The following is an 18,715-nucleotide window of genomic DNA, read 5'->3' as shown; positions in this document are numbered from 1 at the left end:
GAGGAGCCTCGAGAACCGACGAGGACACCACGACCGCGTACGACGAGGGCCGGGGCCGGGACCCATCGGTCCCGACCCCGGCCGTGGAGTGGTGCGGTGGTGCGCTCAGTCGACCTTCGGCAGGTCGCCGGTGGCGCGCAGCTCCTCGGCCACCTGCTCGGCGAACCACTTGCGGCGCTTGCGCTGGTACCACTTGTGCTCGGCCATCAGCGCCTTGCCGGTCGCGATGACCATCAGCACCATCACGATGCTGAACGGAGCAGCGACCAGGATCGACATGGTCTGCAGCGCGGCGAGACCGCCGGCGCCGACCATGATCAGGACGGCGGCGATGACGCCCTCCATCGTCGCCCAGAAGGCGCGGCTCCACACCGGCGGGTTGAGGTCGCCGCCCTCGGCCAGCATGTCGACCACGAACGAACCGGAGTCGGAGCTGGTGACGAAGAAGACGACGATCAGGACCAGGGCCGCCACCGAGAGCACGGTGCCCATCGGCAGGGCGTCGAGCAGCTCGAAGAGCGCGGTGTCGGTCGGCACGGCGCCGTCGACGATCATGCCGCCCTCGCCGAACATCTCGCGGTAGATCGCCGAGCCGCCCATGACCGAGAACCACAAGAAGGTCACCATCGTGGGGACCAGCAGCACTCCCATCACGAACTGGCGCACGGTGCGGCCGCGGGAGATGCGGGCGATGAACACGCCGACGAAGGGCGCCCAGCTCATCCACCAGCCCCAGTAGTAGGTGGTCCAGCCCGACAGCCAGGCCTCGCCGTCCTCGCCCTGGAACGGGCGCACGTTGAACGACATGCGCAGGAAGTTCTGCAGGTAGGAGCCGATCTGGGTCACGAAGTCCGAGAGCAGGAAGACCGTCGGACCGAGCAGCAGGACCAGGAGCAGCAGCAGCCCGGCGACGCCCATGTTGATGTTCGAGAGCAGCTTGATGCCCTTGTCGACGCCGGAGATGACCGACGCGAGGGCGATCGCGGTGATGCCCGCGATCAGCGCGACGAGCAGGCCGGTGCCGGCCTCGTCGACCACGCCGAGGAAGGAGAGCCCGGAGCCGACCTGGGTCACACCGAAGCCGAGCGAGGTGGCGACACCGAAGAGCGTGCCGATGATCGCGATGATGTCGACGACATCACCCCAGAAGCCGAGGATGCGCTTGCCGAAGAGCGGCTCGAGGGCGTAGCGGATGGAGATCGGCCGGCCCTTGCGGTGCACGGCGTAGGCGATCGCGAGGCCCACCACGACGTAGATGGCCCAAGCGTGCAGGCCCCAGTGCAGGAAGGTGGTGTCCATCGCGGTGCGCGCGGTCTGCGCGGCGTCCCCCGAGGCCGAGCCCGGCGGCGGGGAGTTGAAGTGGTTCAGCGGCTCGGCGACGCCCCAGTAGACGAGGCCGATGCCCATGCCGGCGGCGAAGAGCATCGCGAACCACGATCCGAGGGCGAACTCGGGCTCCTCGTCGTCCTTGCCGAGCACGATGTCGCCGACCGGCGACAGCGCCGCCCACAACGAGAACGCGACGAAGCCGGTCACGACGGCGACGTAGAACCAGCCGAGGTCCTTGACCACGGTGGTGTTCGCCGTCGACAGGGCGTCGGACATCCGGTCGGGGAAGATCGCGGCGAGGGCCACGAAGACCACGAGCAGGCCGGCGGCGGGCAGGAAGACCCGCGGCGCTCCCATGAGGGGTTTCTTGCCGGTGGGCGGCGGGGGCGGTTCGACGTGCCCGCCGTCCGGTGCGGTCGTGGATTCGGTTGCGGTCATGACGTCTCCTGTGGGGCGGTTTCGTTCAGGGCCGTCAGACACCATGCCCCATCGCCCGCCGATCACACGTGTCCGGCCTCACCCCTTCGGGCGAGGGCCGGCGCGGACCCGGTGGCCGGCCATGGGATCAGGCCACCCGTGGTCCAGCCGGCGACGCGATCACCGGGTGGGGTGGGGGCCGGTGCCCTAGGGTCATTGGACGTGAGCAGCGACTGGCCGCGGGTACGCCTGCACGTCGTCACCGGCAAGGGCGGCACCGGCAAGACCACGGTGGCCGCCTCCCTGGCCCTGGCCCTGGCCTCCCACGGCAAGAACGTCCTGGTCTGCGAGGTCGAGGGGCGCCAGGGGCTGGCGCGGATGTTCGACGTCGACCCGCTGCCCTACGCCGAGACCCGCGTCGCCACCGGGCTGCGCGGCCCCGACGGCCAGCGCCCGGGAGCGGTGCACGCGCTGCACATCGACCCGGAGTCGGCGCTGCTGGAGTACCTCGCGATGTACTACCGGCTCGGCCGCGCCGGCAAGGCCCTGGACCGCTTCGGCGTCATCGAGTTCGCCACCACCATCGCGCCGGGCGTGCGCGACGTGCTGCTCACCGGCAAGGTCTTCGAGGCGGTGCAGCGCAACAGCCGCAACAAGGGCGCGGTCGAGTACGACGCGGTGGTGCTCGACGCCCCGCCGACGGGCCGGATCACGCAATTCCTCAACGTCAGCGACGAGCTGGCCGGGCTGGCCAAGGTGGGGCCGATCAAGAGCCAGGCCGACACGATGATGACGCTGTTCCGCTCCCCACGCACCGCCGTGCACCTGGTCACCGTGCTCGAGGAGATGCCGGTCCAGGAGACCGCCGACGGCATCGAGGAGCTGCGCGCCGCCGGGCTGCCGGTCGGCGGCGTGGTCGTGAACCTCGTCCGGCCCCGCGACCTCCCCGACGAGGCGCTGGCCCAGGCCGCGGCGGGCCGGCTCGACAAGGAGGCCGTGCGCGCCGACCTCGAGGCGGTGGGCGTGGCCACCACCAAGACGCTCGTCGACGGCCTGGCCGCCGAGGCGCGCGACCACGCCGAGCGGCGCGCGCTCGAGGAGTCCCAGCGGGAGCTGGTCGACGGCCTCGGCGTACCCACCTACGAGCTCGAGCGGCTCGCCGCCGGGGTCGACCTCGGCGGGCTCTACGACCTCGCGGCCACCCTGCGCGACCAGGGGCTGGCATGAGTCCCGCGAGCCAGCGGCAGGGCCGGGTGGGCCCACTCGCCGCGCACCCCGGGGAGTCGCCCCGGCTCGATGCCGACGCGCTCATCGACGACCCGCGGACCCGGATCATCGTGTGCTGCGGCTCGGGAGGGGTCGGGAAGACGACCACCTCGGCCGCGCTCGCCCTGCGCGCCGCCGAGCGGGGACGCAAGGTCGTGGTGCTCACCATCGACCCGGCCCGCCGCTTGGCCCAGGCGATGGGGATCGAGGAGCTCGACAACACCCCGCGGCCCGTGGCCGGGGTCGACGACGCGGCCGGCGGCAGGCTGGACGCGATGATGCTCGACATGAAGTCGACCTTCGACGAGGTCGTGCTGAGCCAGGCGACGCCGGAGAAGGCGAAGGCGATCCTGGAGAACCCCTTCTACATCGTCCTCTCGACGTCCTTCGCCGGGACCCAGGAGTACATGGCGATGGAGAAGCTCGGGCAGATCCACGCCGACGCCCAGGAGCGCGGCACCTACGACCTGATCGTCGTCGACACCCCGCCCTCCCGCTCGGCGCTGGACTTCCTCGACGCCCCCGAGCGGCTCTCCAGCTTCCTCGACGGGCGCTTCATCCGGCTGATGCTGGCCCCCGCCAAGGGTCCGGCCAGGCTGATGACCGCCGGCCTGGGGCTGGTGACCGGCGCCCTCACCAAGGTCCTCGGGGCCCAGGTCCTCACCGACCTGCAGACGTTCGTGGCCGCGCTCGACACCGTCTTCGGGGGGTTCCGGGCCCGCGCCCAGCGCACCTACGCGCTGCTGCAGGCCCCGGGCACGGCGTTCGTCGTCGTGGCCGCCCCCGAGCCGGACGCGCTGCGCGAGGCGGCGTACTTCGTCGAGCGCCTCAACGGCGACCAGATGCCCTTGGCCGGGCTGGTGGTCAACCGGGCCAGCCCCGAGCCGCGGGGTCGCCTCTCGGCCGAGGAGGCCACGGCGGCTGCCGAGCGGATCGCCGCGCGCCCCGACGCGGGGCCGAGCGGCGGGCTCACCGCAGGGCTGCTGCGGCTGCATGCCGACCGGATGCGCAGCCTGGCGCGCGAGGCGCAGCTGCGTGCCCGGTTCACCGCGGCGCACCCGCAGGTGCCCACAGCGGTGGTGCCGGCGCTGGCCAGCGACGTGCACGACCTGCGCGGCCTGCGCCGCGTCGGTGAGCTGCTCGCCCGCCGCTGAGACGACGGGCACCCGCGCCCCGGCCGGAGCCGGGGCGAGCGGCGATCAGGCGGAGCGGACGGCGCGCACCGGCACGGCGGCCGGCGCGGGCGCCTGATCGCCCGGCGACTGCGTGCGCGCGGTCTCCAGCACCTGGCGCCAGGAGGCGTTCGGGCGGCGACGCAGCAGCGCACGGCGCTCCCGCTCGGTCATCCCGCCCCAGACACCCCACTCGATCTGGTTGTCCAGCGCCTCGGCCAGGCACTCGGTGCGCACCGGGCAGCCCTGACAGACCTGCTTGGCCTTGTTCTGCTCCGCGCCTCGCACGAACAGCTGATCCGGCGACGCCGACTTGCACGCAGCGCGCGGAGTCCAGTCCTCAACCCACATAGTGATGTCCCCACATCGTGTTGTGGAGGCAGCGAATACGTCCCCATGACGCCTGCCCCCATGTCCCTGGAACAAAGTTAAGTCGTGTCACAGATCTCAGGCAGACACGTTCAGCCCAATACACATGGTCCGAATTGACTAGTCCGGGCTGACCACGGCGGGCCGGGGTGGTAGGGGCGCTCGCGTACCCTGGGCGCCATGTCGGAGCGTCCCACCAGCACCCGCGTCCTCTCCCACCTGGGGGTGATGGTCGTGGTCTCGGCCGTCCTCGGCGTGCTCGTGGCCGGGTTGGCCATCCCCTTCGCCGGCGTGGTCGGGGTCAGCGCCCGCAACGTCGCCGACACCATGGACAACCTGCCCGAGGAGCTGGAGACCGAGCAGCTCTCGCAGCGCTCCACCATCCTCGACGTCGACGGGAACGTGCTGGCCACCCTCTACGACCAGAACCGGGTGGAGGTGCCGCTCACCCAGGTCTCGCGCAAGATGGTCAAGGCGATCGTGGCCGTCGAGGACGCCCGGTTCTACCAGCACGGCGCCCTGGACCTGCAGGGCACGCTGCGGGCCTTCATCACCAACGCCGCGCAGGACGGCACGGTGCAGGGCGGGTCGTCGATCACCCAGCAGCTGGTCAAGCAGACCCTGGTCAACCAGGCCACGACCGACGAGGAGCGGGCGGCGGCCATCGACGACACCTACGCCCGCAAGCTCAAGGAGCTGCGCTACGCCGTCGCGCTGGAGCAGAACCACACCAAGGACTGGATCCTCGAGCGCTACCTCAACATCGCCTACTTCGGCGACGGCGCCTACGGCATCCAGTCCGCGGCCAAGCACTTCTTCAACACCAACGCCAGCAAGCTCAACATCCTGCAGTCGGCCACGCTCGCCGGCCTCGTGCGCAATCCCGAGGGCTACGACCCCACCGACAACCCCGAGCGGGCCCTGCAGCGCCGCAACGTCGTGCTGCAGCGGATGAACGACGTCGGCATCCTCAACGCCAAGCGGGTCGACCGGCTCCAGTCCAAGCCCCTGAAGCTGGACGTGCAGAAGTTCAGCAACGGGTGCGTGTTCTCGGCCGCTCCCTTCTTCTGCGACTACGTCATCCAGTGGTTGCTCAAGGACGACGCGCTGGGTGCCAACAAGAAGGAGCGCCGCAGCCTCCTCAACACCGGCGGCCTGACCATCCGCACCACCTTGGACCTCGACTACCAGCGTGGCGCCGACACGGCCGTCCGCGAGCGCGTCTACCCCCGCAACAACGCCATCGGCGCCCTCGCCATGGTCGAGCCCGGCACCGGCGAGGTGCGGGCACTGGCCCAGTCCCGCCCGATGGGTGCCGACCGCGACGCCGGGCAGACCTACCTCAACTACACGGTGCCGAGGAAGTACGGCGACTCCGGCGGCTTCCAGCCCGGCTCGACGTTCAAGGCGTTCGTCCTGGCCGCCGCGGTGGAGCAGGGCATCGCGCTCAACACCCAGATCCAGGCTCCCCAGACCCGGACCTTCCAGCAGAACGAGTTCAAGGTCTGCGACGGGCAGAACTACGCCTCGACCCAGGACTACCCCGTCAGCAACTCCACCGGCGAGGGCACGTTCAACCTCTACACCGGCACCCAGCGCTCGGTGAACACCTTCTACATCGCGCTCTCGCAGCAGACCGGCCTGTGCAAGCCCTACAAGCTGGCCAAGCAGATGGGCGTCGTGGGGCTCGACGACGCCGACAAGTGGATGGTGCCCTCCTTCGCCCTCGGCGTCGCCAGCGTTAGCCCGCTGGAGATGGCCGAGGCCTACGCGACCTTCGCCGCCCGCGGCCTGCACTGCACCTCGCGACCGGTGACCGCCATCGAGGACATCGCGGGCAACACGCTCAAGGAGTACCCCTCCAAGTGCCGTCAGGTGATGGAGAACTCCACCGCCGACGCCGTCAACGACGTGCTCCGTGGCGTGATCGAGCCCGGCGGCTTCGCCTCCGCCTGGCAGCTCGACAGCCCTGCGGCCGGCAAGACCGGCACGACGCAGGACGGCAAGTCGGTCTGGTTCGTCGGGTACACGCCGAAGATGGCCGCCGCGGCGATGATCGCCGGCGCCAACCAGTCCGGCACCCCGATCAGCCTCACCGGCCAGACCGTCGGCCCCAACTACATCTCCTCGGCCTCCGGCTCCGGCTTCGCCGCCCCCATCTGGGGCACCGCGATGCGCAACATCATGGGCGAGCTGCCCAACGAGGACTTCGTGGCGCCCAGTGCCTCCGACGTCGCGGGGGTCCCGACCACGGTGCCGTCCGTGGCCGGGCTGAGCGTCGACAGCGCCACGCGCCAGCTCGAGGACGCCGGCTTCCTGGTCTCCTACGGCGGCTACGTCAACAGCGGGTACGCCGAGGGCCTGGTCGCCTACTCGAGCCCGGGCGGTGGCGCCGTCGTGCCGTCCAGCTCCTCGGTGACGCTCTACCAGTCCAACGGCCGTCCCCCGAAGCCGGCCAAGCCGTCGGGCAACAACAACGACAAGAAGAACAACGGCAACGGCAACGGCAACGGCAACGGCAACGGTCGGGGCAACGGTCGCGGGAACGGTCGCTGACCCACGGGCGCCGCGTCGGCCCCGGACCGGCCTCGAGCGGCCCCGACCTGAGCGGCCCCGTGCCCGCGGGCGGGGGGCTCAGGCGCCGAGTTGGCGGCGTACCTCCGCAGCGACGGCCCCGCCGTCGGCGCGGCCCCTGACCTGGGGCTGGACCACGCCCATCACCTTGCCCATCGCCTTCATCCCCTCCGCGCCCGCGCCGGTGGACTCGATGGCGGCGCTGACGATGTCCGCGACCTCGGCGTCGCTGAGCTGCTCGGGGAGGTACTCCGCGATCACCTCGGCCTCGGCCTTCTCCCGTTCGGCGCTCTCGGCGCGACCTCCGTCGGCGAAGGCGGCCGCCGCCTCGCGGCGCTTCTTGGTCTCGCTGGTGAGGACACCGATGACCTCGTCGTCGGTGAGGGTCTTGGCGGTCTTGCCGGCGACCTCGGCGTTGGTCACCGCGGCCAGTACCATCCGCAGCGTGGAGGAGCGCAGCTCGTCGCGGGCCTTCATGGCGGTGGTGAGGTCGGCACGGAGGCGATCCTTGAGGCTGCTCATGCCCGCCATTGTGGCAGCCTGACGGTGTGGCCCTCACCCCAGATTCCCCTCCGGCCCGACGTGCGGCCCGGCTCCTGCACCGGTCGGTGCTGGGTGGGCTCGCGGTGGGAGCCGCGACGACGGCGTACGCCGCCTGGGAGGCACGTCGCTACGTGCTGCGCGAGCGCACCCTGCCGGTGCTGCCGGCCGGTGCGCGGCCGCTGCGGCTGCTGCACCTGACCGACCTGCACATGACGCCGGGTCAGCGGGCCAAGCAGGAGTGGCTCGCGGGGCTGGCGGGGCTGCGACCCGACCTCGTGGTCGACACCGGGGACAACCTGGCCCACCGGGACGCCGTTCCTGTCGTCAGGGACTCGCTCGGACCCCTCCTCGACGTGCCCGGCGTCTTCGTCCACGGCAGCAACGACTACTTCGAGCCGTCCTTCCGCAACCCCGTGGGCTACCTGCTGCCCGACGACGGGAAGCGGCACACCGACGTCCCGGAGCTGCCCTGGCGCGAGCTGTCGCGCTCGTTCACCGACGCCGGGTGGCTCGACCTCACCAACACCCGTGGTCGCCTGCGGGTGGGCGAGCTGGACCTGGCGTTCGCGGGCGTCGACGACCCGCACCTGGGCTACGACCGCCTCGACGACGTCGCCGGGCCGGCCGACCCGGAGGCGGACCTGCGCCTGGGCGTCACGCACGCGCCGTACCTGCGGGTGCTGGACGCGTTGGCCCGCGACGGGTACGACGCCGTGCTGGCCGGCCACACCCACGGCGGGCAGGTGTGCCTGCCGGGTGGTCGGGCGCTGACCACCAACTGCGACCTGGAGCCGGCCCGTGCCCGCGGCGTGCACCGGCACCCCGCCGACTCCGCGCCCGGGCAGCCGGGCTCCACGTGGATGCACGTCGGCGCCGGCCTGGGCACCTCGCCGTACGCGCGGGTGCGGATCGCCTGCCGGCCCGAGGCCGTGCTGCTGACCCTGGTCCCGATTGGGGAGGGCTGAGGGCGCTCGGCTATGCTCCCTCGCGGACCTGGCCACCACGGCGGGTCCGATCGGGCTGTGGCGCAGCTTGGTAGCGCGCCTCGTTCGGGACGAGGAGGCCGCAGGTTCAAATCCTGTCAGCCCGACAGCAGGGCCCGGATCCGCTCCAGGATCCGGGCCCTTGTGCTTCCCCCTCGCCGTCCGGCGAGGGGGGTTGCTCCGGGTCTCTTCTGACCGTTCGGACGATGTCCTTCTGGCCGGGACGGTGGGTGGCCCGTGACATGATTCGGCCCATGCCTGACGACCAGCGCCCCGACGACGCACCCTCCCTGGAGGCCCCGAGCCTCGGGAGGCTGTTCGGTCGTCGCAAGGGACGAGCGGCCGACCAACCCGGCCCGGACACCTCCGGCACCGACCAGCCCGGCCCGGACACCTCCAGCGACGCCGCGCCCGGCACCGACCCGAGCCCGGCGGCCGCTCCGGAGGCGGCACCGCAGGCGGTCATGCCGCTCCCGGAGCCCGCTGAGCCGGTCGCGGAGACCGAGCAGACCGTCGTCCTCGACCCCACGCCCGCGGCCGCTCCCGCCCGCCGCGGCACCGCGCCCGAGCCCGCAGCGGCCCCGGCACCCGCTCCGGTGGCCACGGCCCCCGCCCCGACCCCGTCGCCGGCGGCCAAGCCCCCGCGCGCGCCGCTGTCGATCGACGGCCGGGTCGCCGCCGGGGTCACCGGCCTGGTCGTGGGCCTGCTCGTCGTGCTGCTCACCGCCGGGTCGCTGCGGCTGTGCGAGAGCGTGCGCGGCGTCTCGACCTGCGGCGGAGGCCCCGGTTTCGTGCTCCTCGTGGCCGTCATGGTGGCGATGGTCCTGCTCGGCGGCACGCTGCTGCGCCTCGCGCGCGTCCCCGACCCGATGAGCACCAGCTTCCTGGCCGTGGGACTGACGTGCGTGCTGTCGCTGCTGTTCCTGGTCGACGTGCTCGACGAGTGGTGGATGGTCATCGTGATCCCCGTGATCACCGTGTCGACCTTCCTGCTGTCGCACTGGGTGACCACCAGCGTCATCGAGCCTGCCGAGGGCTGAGCACCGACGAGGACGGGGCGTCCGGATCGATCCGGACGCCCCGTCTTCGTGGGTGTGACCTGCTCAGGCGCGGGAGGCCGCCACCAGCTCGGCGATCTGCACGGTGTTGAGCGCCGCACCCTTGCGCAGGTTGTCGTTGCTGATGAACAGCGCCAGCCCGCGGCCACCGTCGACGCCCTCGTCGGCACGGATGCGACCGACGTACGACGGGTCCTTGCCCGCGGCCTGCAGCGGGGTGGGGATCTCGCTCAGCTCGACGCCCGGGGCGCCCGCGAGCAGCTCGGTGGCCCGCTCGGGCGACAGGGCCCGCTCGAACTCGGCGTTGATCGCCAGCGAGTGGCCGGTGAAGACCGGGACGCGCACGCAGATGCCGGAGACCTTCAGCCCGGGGAGCCCGAGGATCTTGCGGGACTCGTGGCGGAGCTTCTGCTCCTCGTCGGTCTCGTTCAGGCCGTCGTCGACGAGGTTGCCGGCGAAGGGCAGCACGTTGTGGGCGATGGTACGCCGGTAGACGCCCGGCTCGGGGAAGGCCACGGCCTCGCCGTCGTAGGCCAGCTCACGGGCCTTCTCGCCGGCGGCCTCGATGCCGGTGGCGAGCTCCTCGACACCGGCGACGCCGGAGCCCGAGACGGCCTGGTACGTCGAGGCGACCAAGCGCACCAGGCCGGCCTCGTCGTGGAGCGGCTTGAGCACCGGCATCGCGGCCATGGTGGTGCAGTTGGGGTTGGCGATGATGCCGCGCCCGGTCTCGATGACCTCGCGGGCGGCCTCGGGATTGACCTCGGAGACGACCAGCGGGATGGCCGGGTCCTTGCGGAAGGCGGAGGAGTTGTCGACGACGATCACGCCGGCCTCGACGAAGCGGGGCACCAGCGCCCGCGAGGCGGTGGCGCCCGCGGAGAACAGCGCGACGTCGAGCCCGGTCGGGTCGGCGGAGTCGGCGTCCTCGACGACGACCTCGGTGCCGCGGTAGTCCAGGACCTTGCCGGCGCTGCGGGGCGAGGAGAAGAAGCGGATCTCCTCGACGGGGAAGTCGCGCTCGGCGAGGATCTGGCGCATCGCGACGCCGACCTGGCCGGTGGCGCCGACGACGCCGATGCGCAGGCCGCTCATCGGCCGGTCCCGCCGTAGACGACGGCCTCGACCTCGTCGGCGTCGAGGTCGAAGGCGGTGTGCGTCGCACGGACGGCGGTGTCGATCTGACCCTCGTCGACGATGACGGAGATGCGGATCTCCGAGGTCGAGATCATCTCGATGTTGACGCCCGCGGCGGCGAGCGAGGCGAAGAACTTCGCGGTGATACCCGGGTGGCTGCGCATGCCGGCGCCGATGAGCGAGACCTTGCCGACCCGGTCGTCGAAGAGCAGCTTGTCGTAGCCGACCTCGTCCTGGATCTTCGCCAGCGCGGCCATGGCGTTCTGGCCGTCCTCGCGGGGCAGGGTGAAGGAGATGTCGGTGCGTGCGGTGGCCGCTGCCGAGACGTTCTGCACGACCATGTCGATGTTGACCTCGGAGCCGGCCAGCACCTCGAAGATGCGGGCGGCCTCGCCGACCTTGTCGGGCACGCCGACGACGGTGATCTTGGCCTCGGACCGGTCGTGGGCCACGCCCGCGATGATCGCCTGCTCCACGGTGTCTCCTTCGGTGTCTGCGGTGTCGGGGAGGATCCAGGTGCCTTCGATGGTGTCGAAGGAGGTGCGCACGTGGATCGGGACGTCGTAGCGGCGCGCGTACTCGACGCAGCGCAGGTGCAGGATCTTGGCGCCCGAGGCGGCCATCTCCAGCATCTCCTCGTGGGAGACGCGGTCCAGCTTGCGGGCCGCGGGCACGATGCGCGGGTCGGCGGTGAAGACGCCGGCCACGTCGGTGTAGATCTCGCAGACCTCCGCGCCCAGCGCGGCCGCGAGGGCGACGGCGGTCGTGTCGGAGGCACCACGGCCCAGGGTGGTGACGTCCTTGGTGTCCTGCGAGACACCCTGGAAGCCGGCCACGATGGCGACGTGGCCCTCGTCGATGGCGCTCTTGATGCGCCCCGGCGTGATGTCGATGATCTTGGCCTTGCCGTGCACCGAGTCTGTGATCACGCCGGCCTGGGAGCCGGTGAAGGACTGCGCCTCGTGGCCCAGCGACGAGACCGCCATGGCCAGCAGCGCCATCGAGATGCGCTCACCGGCGGTCAGCAGCATGTCGAGCTCACGCGGCGGCGGCAGCGGCGTCACCTGCTCGGCGAGGTCGCGCAGGTCGTCGGTGGTGTCGCCCATCGCCGAGACGACCACGACGACCTCGTGGCCCTGCTTCTTGGTGTTGACGATGCGCTGGGCCACCCGCTTGATGCCGTCGGCGTCCGCCACCGACGACCCGCCGTACTTCTGCACGACAATGCCCACTGCTCTGTCCCCTCGACTGCTCCGCGTGCTGCGGCGCGACCTCCCGTCACGGGGTGCGCCCGGCCGGTGGCCGAGTCTACCGGCGGGCGTGCGGCCGGGTCCGCGCCAGGCTCAGGCGTGGACGCAGGGGCTGGGTCGGTCGATCAGGAGGGGTCGGCGAGCATCTGCTCGGCCGCGACGACCTGGTCGGCGTCGAGGTCGACCTCCACGTCGAGTCGGTCGTGGCTGACCACCGAGAGCAGCGCGTTGAGCGCGGCACCGGCGAGGTTGCCCCAGTTGGAGACGTAGGAGAACTGCCACCACCACAGCGCCTCGGTGACGTGCCCGAGCCGGAAGTGCCGCAGCCCGGTGTCGAGGTCGGTGGCGATCGAGGCCAGGTCGTCGGAGAGCTGGCTCTCCACCACCTCGGGCACGTAGGGGTCGAACACGAAGCTGTAGGTGTCGACGTTGTCGAGCATCGCCGCCAGCCGCATCCGCATCTCGTCGAGGTCGGGCTCGGGGCCGACGTCGGGCTGGTACTCCTCGCGCGGGGTGAAGTCGCGCTGGGCGCCGAGCCGGGCACCGGCGAGCAGCACCTGGCTGATCTCCAGCAGCAGCAGCGAGACGGCGCGGCCGGCGTCGTTCTCCTGCGCGATCGCCCGCAGCGCGAGCAGGAAGCTGGCCACCTGGTCGGCGATCTGCTCGGCGAAGGCCAGCGTCTCGGCGTCCAGCGCGGGAGCGCCGTCGATCCCGGTCGGGGTGTTCTGCGTGCTGGTCATTCTGCTGCTCGCCTCCCTGCGAACGCGCGGCCAAGGGTGACCTCGTCGGCGTACTCGAGGTCGCCGCCCACCGGCAGTCCACTCGCCAACCGCGTCACGCGCAAGTCAAGAACCTTCAGCATCCGGGTGAGGTAGGTCGCGGTGGCCTCGCCCTCGAGGTTCGGATCGGTCGCCAAGATGACCTCGGTGACGGTGCCGTCGGCGAGGCGGGTCATCAGCTCGCGCACCCGCAGCTGGTCGGGGCCGATGCCGTCGATGGGGCTGATCGCGCCGCCCAGGACGTGGTAGCGACCGCGGTACTCACGGGTGCGCTCGATGGCCACGACGTCCTTGTACTCCTCGACGACGCACAGCACGCTCGGGTCACGCCGCGGGTCGCGGCAGATCCGGCACTGCTCGTCCTCGCTGACGTTGAAGCAGATCGAGCAGAACTGCACCTTGGCCTTGACCTCGATGAGCACGTCGGCGAGCCGGCGCACGTCGACGGGGTCGGCCTGGAGCAGGTGGAACGCGATGCGCTGGGCGCTCTTGGGACCCACGCCCGGCAGCCTGCCGAGCTCGTCGATGAGGTCCTGGACGACGCCTTCGTACAACGCCCGCCCCTAGAAGCCGAGCTGACCGGGGGTGCCCCCGGGCAGCCCGCCACCCATGCCGCCCCCGAGGTCGCCCAGCCCGCCGGCGAGCGGGCCCAGGGCCTCGCCCGCGGCGGCGTCGGCCTGGGACTTCGCGTCGCGGTACGCCGCGACGATCATGTCGCCGAGGTCGGAGAGGTCGTCGGCGTCGGAGCCGTCGAAGCCGCCGGCGCGGATGTCCACGCCGACCAGCTCGCCCACGCCGTTGACCTTGACCGTCACGGCACCGCCGGCGACGGTGCCCTCGACGACGGTGTCGGCGAGCCGGGCCTGGGCCTGGGTCAGCTGCTCCTGCATCTGCTGGGCCTGCTGGAGCAGGGCGTTCATGTCGAGGCCTCCGCCGCCGAGGGCGTCGAACGGGTTCTGGCTCATCTGGGTCACCTCGGTGGTCGGGTGGTGTGCGTCGGGCTGGTGTGCGTCGGGGTAGTGGTGCTGGGTCGAGTGTGACGGGCAGCCGGTGAGGCGGGGCTCCGGCGCGCCCGCCGCGGCTCAGGTGTGGTTGATCTCCTCGATCACCCGGGCGCCGAGCTCGCGGGCCAGCAGCTCGGCGTCGGCGACCGAGTCGTGCTCGACGACCTCGTCGTCGGGGTGGGCGTCGGCGTCGGCGGCCGACAGGTCGGGCCCGGCCTCGACGGCAGGGATCCCCGCCGGCCGGGTCTGCAGGATCGCCCCGCGGGCGGCCTCGATCGACGCCCGGCCGGTGGCTGCCTGAGCGGCGGCCTCCTGGCCGGCGGTCGCCCGGCCGGCAGCCGGCGGCTCGGGCTCGTCGCCGAGGTCGGCGGGCGGCTCGACCGCCCAGGGCGGCGGCGGCTCGTCGGCCGCGACCGGGGTGGCCGGGGCAGCCGGCGTGGCGGGCGGCACCGGGTCGGCAGGAGCGACCGCTGCAGGTGACTGGGCAGGGGCCGTGGGCTCCGCGCCACCGGGCGCGGGCCGCGGTGCGGCCGGCGGACCGGCGTCAGGGGACGCCCCAGGGTCGACGATGGTCTCGATGCGCCAGTCGGCACCGACGACGTCGATGGCCGCCTGCCGCACGATCTCGGCGCTGCCGTTGCCGTCGAAGGAGTCGCGGGCGCCGGCGTTGGCGAAGCCCAGGGTGAGGGTGCGCTCGTCGACGGCCACCACCTGGGCGTTCTGCGTGAGGTGGATCCAGGTGACGCGGCGCCGCAGCTTGGTGGCGTCGACGATGTCGGGCCACAACCGGCGGACCTCGACCAGCGACAGCCCGCCGCTGGGCGTCGCCGGCTCCGCACCGGAGGTCGCAGCAGGCGCTTGGTCCGGAGCAGGACCTCCGGAGGCCGCCGGGGCCTGCTGCTCGGCCGGCGGGGCCGGCTCGGGCTCGGGCGTGGTCGGCCAGCCCTGGGCGGGCGCCGGGGTCGGCGCGGGCGTCGGCACCGGCTCGGGCGCGGCCGCCGCGGGAGCCGGACGGTCCTGGGCGGGCACCTCGGCCGGAGCCTGGTGGGTGGGCGCCGGCTGGGCGGGTGCCGGGTGGGCGGGTGCGGCCGGGGCCTGGTGGGCGGGCGGGGCCGGCGGACCGGTGACCGACATCCGGCGCTCGAGCCGGTCCAGGCGGGCGGCCAGGCCGTCGGTGCCGTGGTCGGCGGCGGGCAGCAGCACCCGGGCGCAGATGAGCTCCAGCAGCAGGCGCGGAGCCGTGGCGCCGCGCATCTCGGTGAGACCGGCCGCGACGAGGTCGGCGGCGCGGGTCAGGTCGGCGGCGCCGAAGCGGGCCGCCTGGGCGACCAGCCGCTCGCCGGCGTCCTCGGAGACGTCGATGAGACCGGTCGCCGGGGCGTCGGGGACGGCGGCGACGATGACCAGGTCGCGCAGGCGGCGCAGGAGGTCCTCGGTGAAGCGACGAGGGTCCTGACCGGTCTCGATCACCTTGTCCACCACGCCGAAGACCGCCGCACCGTCGCCGGCCGCGAAGGCGTCCACGACCTCGTCGAGCAGGGTGTCGGGGGTGTAGCCGAGCAGGCCGGTCGCCAACGCATGGGTCACGCCCTCGGGGCCGGCACCGCCGAGCAGCTGGTCGAGCACCGAGAGGGTGTCTCGGGCCGAGCCACCGCCGGCCCGGACGACCAGCGGGATCGCGGCCGGCTCGATCGCCACGCCCTCCTTCTCGCACAGCTCGGAGAGGTAGCTCGAGAGCAGTCGCGGCGGGATGAGCCGGAAGGGGTAGTGGTGGGTGCGGGAGCGGATCGTCCCGATCACCTTGTCGGGCTCGGTGGTGGCGAAGATGAACCGCAGGTGCGGCGGGGGCTCCTCGACCAGCTTGAGCAGGGCGTTGAAGCCCTGCGGGGAGACCATGTGGGCCTCGTCGATGATGTAGATCTTGTAGCGGCTGCGCACCGGCGCGAAGAACGCCTTCTCCCGCAGGTCCCGAGCGTCGTCGACGCCACCGTGGGAGGCGGCGTCGATCTCGATGACGTCGATCGACCCCGGGCCGCCACGGGCCAGGTCGCGACACGAGTCACACTCCCCGCACGGGTCGGCGATCGGGCCCTGCTCGCAGTTGAGCGCCCGCGCCAGGATGCGCGCCGAGGTGGTCTTGCCGCAGCCGCGGGGGCCGGAGAACAGGTAGGCGTGGTTGACCCGGTTGTTGGCCAGGGCCGCGCGCAGGGGCGCCGTCACGTGGTCCTGCCCGATGACCTCGTTGAAGGTCTCGGGCCGGTAGCGGCGGTACAGGGCGAGCGGCGACTCCACGCCCTGACCCTAACCAGCCCCGTCGACAACGGCCACGGCGCGGCCACCGGCCTGGGGACAGCGCCCTGGACCGGCCCTGCGGCGAACGGGTCCGGGCGCAAGAAGGCCCCCCGCGCACCCGACAGAGCTCACTTACCCTTGCTGCCTCTCGGCCCTGGGGGAGTTGGGCGAGATGCCGCCACGCGGGGGGTTGTCCAGGAGTCTAGGTGAGGCCCGGAGAGGCGGCCAACCCGGCCCGAGCGCCGCTGTGCGTCCGCGGGCCTCAGCCCGGGCCCGCGCCCCGGGCGATTTCGTGCGCCCCCGGACCCACCGGTACCCTCCTCGGCGGAGGTATCGCCTAGTGGCCTATGGCGCTCGCTTGGAAAGCGGGTTGGGTTAATAGCCCTCGGGGGTTCGAATCCCCCTACCTCCGCCATCGAGACGGCGTCGACCTCAGGGTCGGCGCCGTCTCGCGGTTTCGGACAGCGTGTCGGCGCCGTCTCGCGGTTTCGGACAGCGTGTCAGCGCCGTCTCGCGGTTTCGGACCGCGGGCAGGTCAGCCCGCGCGGCGCACGAGCGGGCGCAGCAGCAGCGCCAGCAGCAGCACTCCCCCACCCAGCAGTCCCCACCACACCGCCTGCTCCCGGGCGGCGGCGAGCGGGTCGCCCGCGGCCACGGGGGCGGTCGCCGCGCCGGCTGCCGGGGGCAGGGCCGTGTCCGTCGCGAAGACGGCCTCGAGGCCGTCGGCCACCTCCCCCGGGGTCGCGGTGAGGGCAGCCAGGGCGCGGACCTGACCGGCCCCGGTGAGCGGCGATCGGACGTCGGGGCGACCGTCGGCGGTGCCGACCAGGCGCGCCACCAGCTCGGCGGAGGACTCGTCGGGGTGGGCGCTTCGCAGCAGGGCGAGCAGCCCGGCGACGTACGCCGCGGACCAGGCCGAACGGACCTCCCCGACCACGCACGTGCCGCCGGCCAGCGAGGTCGAGACCGCGCCGGCCGACGGGGCGACCACGTCGAGCGCGGTCGACCGCAGCGGAGCCTGTGCCTCCTCGGGCACCGGGCCTGCGGCCACGACGCCCTCGACGGAGGCTGGAGCGACCAGCGGGCCGGCGTCCTCACCCGGCAGCTGCTCGGAGAGCACCGAGAGCCGGTCGCCGTCCTCGGCCGAGGTGTCGGCGGGACGGTCACCGGCCTGGGCCACGACCAGCACGCCCGCCCCGACCAGGTCGGTCACGACCTGGCGGACGCGGGCGTCGTGCCCGACCTGGAGGGGGACCACCACCACGTCCACCTCGGGGAGCCGGTCGCGGACGTGGGCGAGGCCCTCGGCCAGCGCCTCGGCCGTCGGGCCGGCCTCGTCCTGGCTCGTCGGAGCAACCCGGTCGTGGACGCGGACGTCGACCAGTTCGACGCCCGGAGCGACGCCCACCGGCAGGCCGGCGGCCCGCTCCGGCCCGGCCACGAGCCCGGCCACGACCGTGCCGGTCGGGTCGACCACGGGCCCGGGCCCCACCACCGACGTCCCGCCGGCGGCCATTGGCAGACCGGCGTCGCGGGAGATGCCGGAGGAGAGCACCGCCACGGTGACCCCGGCGCCGGCCGGCCGCGCGCCGGAGCGCCGCAGGCGGTCCTGGGCCAGGTCCACGCCCATCCCCACCAGCGGCGCGCTCGCCAGGTCGGTGCTCGGGCGCGGATCGCCCTCGGCCACCGCGAGGCAGTCGACGTCCTCCGCGGCCGCGGGGGCCGCCGTCGCCACCGGCCAGCCGGTCGCCAGGAGGGCGGCGACCACGAGGGGCCGGGCGGTCAGGCGCACGAGCCGTCCTCGGACGACGCGCCCGGTGGGCACAGCGCCGCCTCCTGCGAGAGCGCGACGCCGGGCGCGAAGAGCTCCAGCCAGGCGCTCGGCACCAGCGGGGCAGGATGCTCGGCGTACCCCAGCAGGAACGGGGTGTCCTCCCCCACCAGCGCGTCGACGCGGCCCTTCTGGTCGACGACGAAACGGCGCCCACCCTCGGCCGGTGCGACCTCGCCCCACTCCCCCGACACGACGTAGGCGCCGGCACCGGGGGCGACGTGCACCGACCGCTGGTCACGATCGAGGAGGGTCTCGGCCGAGGCCTCTCCCTGCGGGGCACCCGCGAGACGCACCAGCGGCGGGCGGTCGCTGGAGGCCTCGAGCAGCGCGCAGCCCTGGCCCGCGGACGCGGTGAGCGCACCGCCCGGCCACCGCGCTGCGTCGTACGCCGGAGGGGCCGACGCTCCGTCGAGCTCCCGCTCGGTGGGGCGGCGGCCGCGGTCGGGCGAGACGTCGAGGGTGCGCCACAGCGCCGCCGCGAACGGCGTGAGCGGCTGGAGTGCGCCGTCGTCGTCGACGAGCAGCCCGCTGCCGTCGGTAGCGGTGGCGTAGTCGCCCACGCGTACGCCGTCCGGCTGGTCGGGAGCGGCCTGCCCGAGCCGCCCGAGTCCGAAGGTCTCCTCCGCCAGGTCTCCCCCGCGGGGAAAGAGCTCGAGCCACTCGCGGGGCACCCGGACGGCCTGGGCGGACCCGCTGCCGAGCCCGACC

Annotated in this window: 16 protein-coding genes, 2 tRNA genes and 1 other RNA gene; 7 read left to right on the top strand and 12 right to left on the bottom strand. The window is 73.0% G+C overall.

What is annotated here, in order from left to right:
* Positions 1-105: 105 nt before the first annotated feature.
* Entirely contained in the window at positions 106-1,767 is a 1,662-nt protein-coding gene (locus BKA05_RS00095; protein WP_179529607.1) for a BCCT family transporter, read from the bottom strand.
* Positions 1,768-1,968: 201 nt separating this feature from the next.
* Here BKA05_RS00095 and bagA point away from each other — a divergent pair, with 201 nt between their 5' ends.
* Positions 1,969-2,973 (top strand): ATPase BagA, encoded by a 1,005-nt coding sequence (gene bagA, locus BKA05_RS00090; protein ID WP_343045445.1) that lies wholly within the window; start codon positions 1,969-1,971, stop codon positions 2,971-2,973.
* Positions 2,970-4,166: an ArsA family ATPase gene (gene bagB, locus BKA05_RS00085; protein WP_179529605.1), complete on the top strand. Its 1,197-nt coding sequence runs from the start codon at positions 2,970-2,972 to the stop codon at positions 4,164-4,166. Before bagA ends, bagB begins: the two co-directional genes overlap by 4 nt.
* 45 nt (positions 4,167-4,211) lie before the next feature.
* On the opposite strand, the gene BKA05_RS00080 is transcribed toward bagB, so the two are convergent.
* Positions 4,212-4,535 (bottom strand): WhiB family transcriptional regulator, encoded by a 324-nt coding sequence (locus tag BKA05_RS00080; RefSeq protein ID WP_179529604.1) that lies wholly within the window; start codon positions 4,533-4,535, stop codon positions 4,212-4,214.
* A 198-nt stretch (positions 4,536-4,733) separates the two neighbouring features.
* Here BKA05_RS00080 and BKA05_RS00075 point away from each other — a divergent pair, with 198 nt between their 5' ends.
* Positions 4,734-7,109 (top strand): transglycosylase domain-containing protein, encoded by a 2,376-nt coding sequence (locus BKA05_RS00075; protein WP_179529603.1) that lies wholly within the window; start codon positions 4,734-4,736, stop codon positions 7,107-7,109.
* 78 nt (positions 7,110-7,187) lie between these two features.
* Here BKA05_RS00075 and BKA05_RS00070 read toward each other — a convergent pair whose 3' ends face one another.
* Positions 7,188-7,649 carry a GatB/YqeY domain-containing protein gene (locus BKA05_RS00070; RefSeq protein ID WP_179529602.1) on the bottom strand — a complete coding sequence of 154 codons (462 nt, stop codon included), beginning with the start codon at positions 7,647-7,649 and terminating at the stop codon, positions 7,188-7,190.
* A gap of 26 nt (positions 7,650-7,675) precedes the next feature.
* Here BKA05_RS00070 and BKA05_RS00065 point away from each other — a divergent pair, with 26 nt between their 5' ends.
* The 3 genes from BKA05_RS00065 to BKA05_RS00055 all read left to right on the top strand — a co-directional run bounded on the left by BKA05_RS00065 (position 7,676) and on the right by BKA05_RS00055 (position 9,693).
* Complete coding sequence (locus tag BKA05_RS00065; RefSeq protein ID WP_343045444.1) at positions 7,676-8,635, top strand: metallophosphoesterase; 960 nt, start codon at positions 7,676-7,678, stop codon at positions 8,633-8,635.
* A gap of 51 nt (positions 8,636-8,686) precedes the next feature.
* Positions 8,687-8,760: transfer RNA gene (locus BKA05_RS00060), tRNA-Pro, on the top strand.
* 147 nt (positions 8,761-8,907) lie between these two features.
* The gene (locus tag BKA05_RS00055) at positions 8,908-9,693 is read left to right on the top strand and encodes a hypothetical protein (RefSeq protein WP_179529601.1); all 786 of its coding nucleotides are present in this window, start codon (positions 8,908-8,910) and stop codon (positions 9,691-9,693) included.
* 63 nt (positions 9,694-9,756) lie between these two features.
* On the opposite strand, the gene BKA05_RS00050 is transcribed toward BKA05_RS00055, so the two are convergent.
* From BKA05_RS00050 to ffs, 7 genes are all read right to left on the bottom strand, one after another.
* On the bottom strand, positions 9,757-10,806 hold the full coding sequence (locus BKA05_RS00050) for an aspartate-semialdehyde dehydrogenase (protein ID WP_179529600.1): 1,050 nt from the start codon (positions 10,804-10,806) through the stop codon (positions 9,757-9,759).
* Positions 10,803-12,080, bottom strand: a complete 1,278-nt coding sequence (locus tag BKA05_RS00045; RefSeq protein ID WP_179529599.1) for an aspartate kinase — start codon at positions 12,078-12,080, stop codon at positions 10,803-10,805. The genes BKA05_RS00050 and BKA05_RS00045 overlap by 4 nt, the downstream gene beginning before the upstream one ends.
* Positions 12,081-12,223: 143 nt before the next feature.
* Entirely contained in the window at positions 12,224-12,838 is a 615-nt protein-coding gene (locus BKA05_RS00040; protein WP_179529598.1) for a DUF5063 domain-containing protein, read from the bottom strand.
* Positions 12,835-13,431, bottom strand: coding sequence for a recombination mediator RecR (recR, locus tag BKA05_RS00035; RefSeq protein WP_179529597.1), 597 nt, complete (start codon positions 13,429-13,431; stop codon positions 12,835-12,837). Before recR ends, BKA05_RS00040 begins: the two co-directional genes overlap by 4 nt.
* 9 nt (positions 13,432-13,440) lie before the next feature.
* Positions 13,441-13,842 carry a YbaB/EbfC family nucleoid-associated protein gene (locus BKA05_RS00030; RefSeq protein ID WP_179529596.1) on the bottom strand — a complete coding sequence of 134 codons (402 nt, stop codon included), beginning with the start codon at positions 13,840-13,842 and terminating at the stop codon, positions 13,441-13,443.
* Positions 13,843-13,959: 117 nt separating this feature from the next.
* Positions 13,960-16,173, bottom strand: a complete 2,214-nt coding sequence (locus tag BKA05_RS00025) for a DNA polymerase III subunit gamma and tau (protein ID WP_179529595.1) — start codon at positions 16,171-16,173, stop codon at positions 13,960-13,962.
* 101 nt (positions 16,174-16,274) lie between these two features.
* Positions 16,275-16,365: signal recognition particle sRNA small type (gene ffs / locus BKA05_RS00020), an RNA gene on the bottom strand.
* Between the two features lie 134 nt (positions 16,366-16,499).
* Between ffs and BKA05_RS00015 the strand changes: the two genes are divergently transcribed.
* A tRNA-Ser gene (locus BKA05_RS00015) sits at positions 16,500-16,588 on the top strand.
* 120 nt (positions 16,589-16,708) lie between these two features.
* Here BKA05_RS00015 and BKA05_RS00010 read toward each other — a convergent pair.
* Positions 16,709-17,965 (bottom strand): S8 family serine peptidase, encoded by a 1,257-nt coding sequence (locus BKA05_RS00010; protein WP_179529594.1) that lies wholly within the window; start codon positions 17,963-17,965, stop codon positions 16,709-16,711.
* A partial coding sequence (locus BKA05_RS00005; RefSeq protein ID WP_179529593.1) for a type VII secretion protein EccB occupies positions 17,956-18,715 on the bottom strand: 760 nt, incomplete at its 5' end. The genes BKA05_RS00010 and BKA05_RS00005, both read right to left, overlap by 10 nt.

It is taken from the genome of Nocardioides marinus, from assembly GCF_013408145.1.
GTDB classification, from domain to species: Bacteria; Actinomycetota; Actinomycetes; order Propionibacteriales; family Nocardioidaceae; genus Nocardioides; species Nocardioides marinus.
This window is presented reverse-complemented; position numbering and strand designations above follow the sequence as displayed.

Bases quoted from the DNA above. Each gene is read 5' to 3' on its own strand.
- BKA05_RS00095 (WP_179529607.1), bottom strand. From the start codon at position 1,767: ATGACCGCAACCGAATCCACGACCGCACCGGACGGCGGGCACGTCGAA.
- BKA05_RS00070 (WP_179529602.1), bottom strand. From the start codon at position 7,649: ATGAGCAGCCTCAAGGATCGCCTCCGTGCCGACCTCACCACCGCCATG.
- BKA05_RS00040 (WP_179529598.1), bottom strand. From the start codon at position 12,838: ATGACCAGCACGCAGAACACCCCGACCGGGATCGACGGCGCTCCCGCG.
- BKA05_RS00055 (WP_179529601.1), top strand. From the start codon at position 8,908: ATGCCTGACGACCAGCGCCCCGACGACGCACCCTCCCTGGAGGCCCCG.
- BKA05_RS00030 (WP_179529596.1), bottom strand. From the start codon at position 13,842: ATGAGCCAGAACCCGTTCGACGCCCTCGGCGGCGGAGGCCTCGACATG.
- BKA05_RS00050 (WP_179529600.1), bottom strand. From the start codon at position 10,806: ATGAGCGGCCTGCGCATCGGCGTCGTCGGCGCCACCGGCCAGGTCGGC.
- BKA05_RS00080 (WP_179529604.1), bottom strand. From the start codon at position 4,535: ATGTGGGTTGAGGACTGGACTCCGCGCGCTGCGTGCAAGTCGGCGTCG.
- bagB (WP_179529605.1), top strand. From the start codon at position 2,970: ATGAGTCCCGCGAGCCAGCGGCAGGGCCGGGTGGGCCCACTCGCCGCG.
- BKA05_RS00075 (WP_179529603.1), top strand. From the start codon at position 4,734: ATGTCGGAGCGTCCCACCAGCACCCGCGTCCTCTCCCACCTGGGGGTG.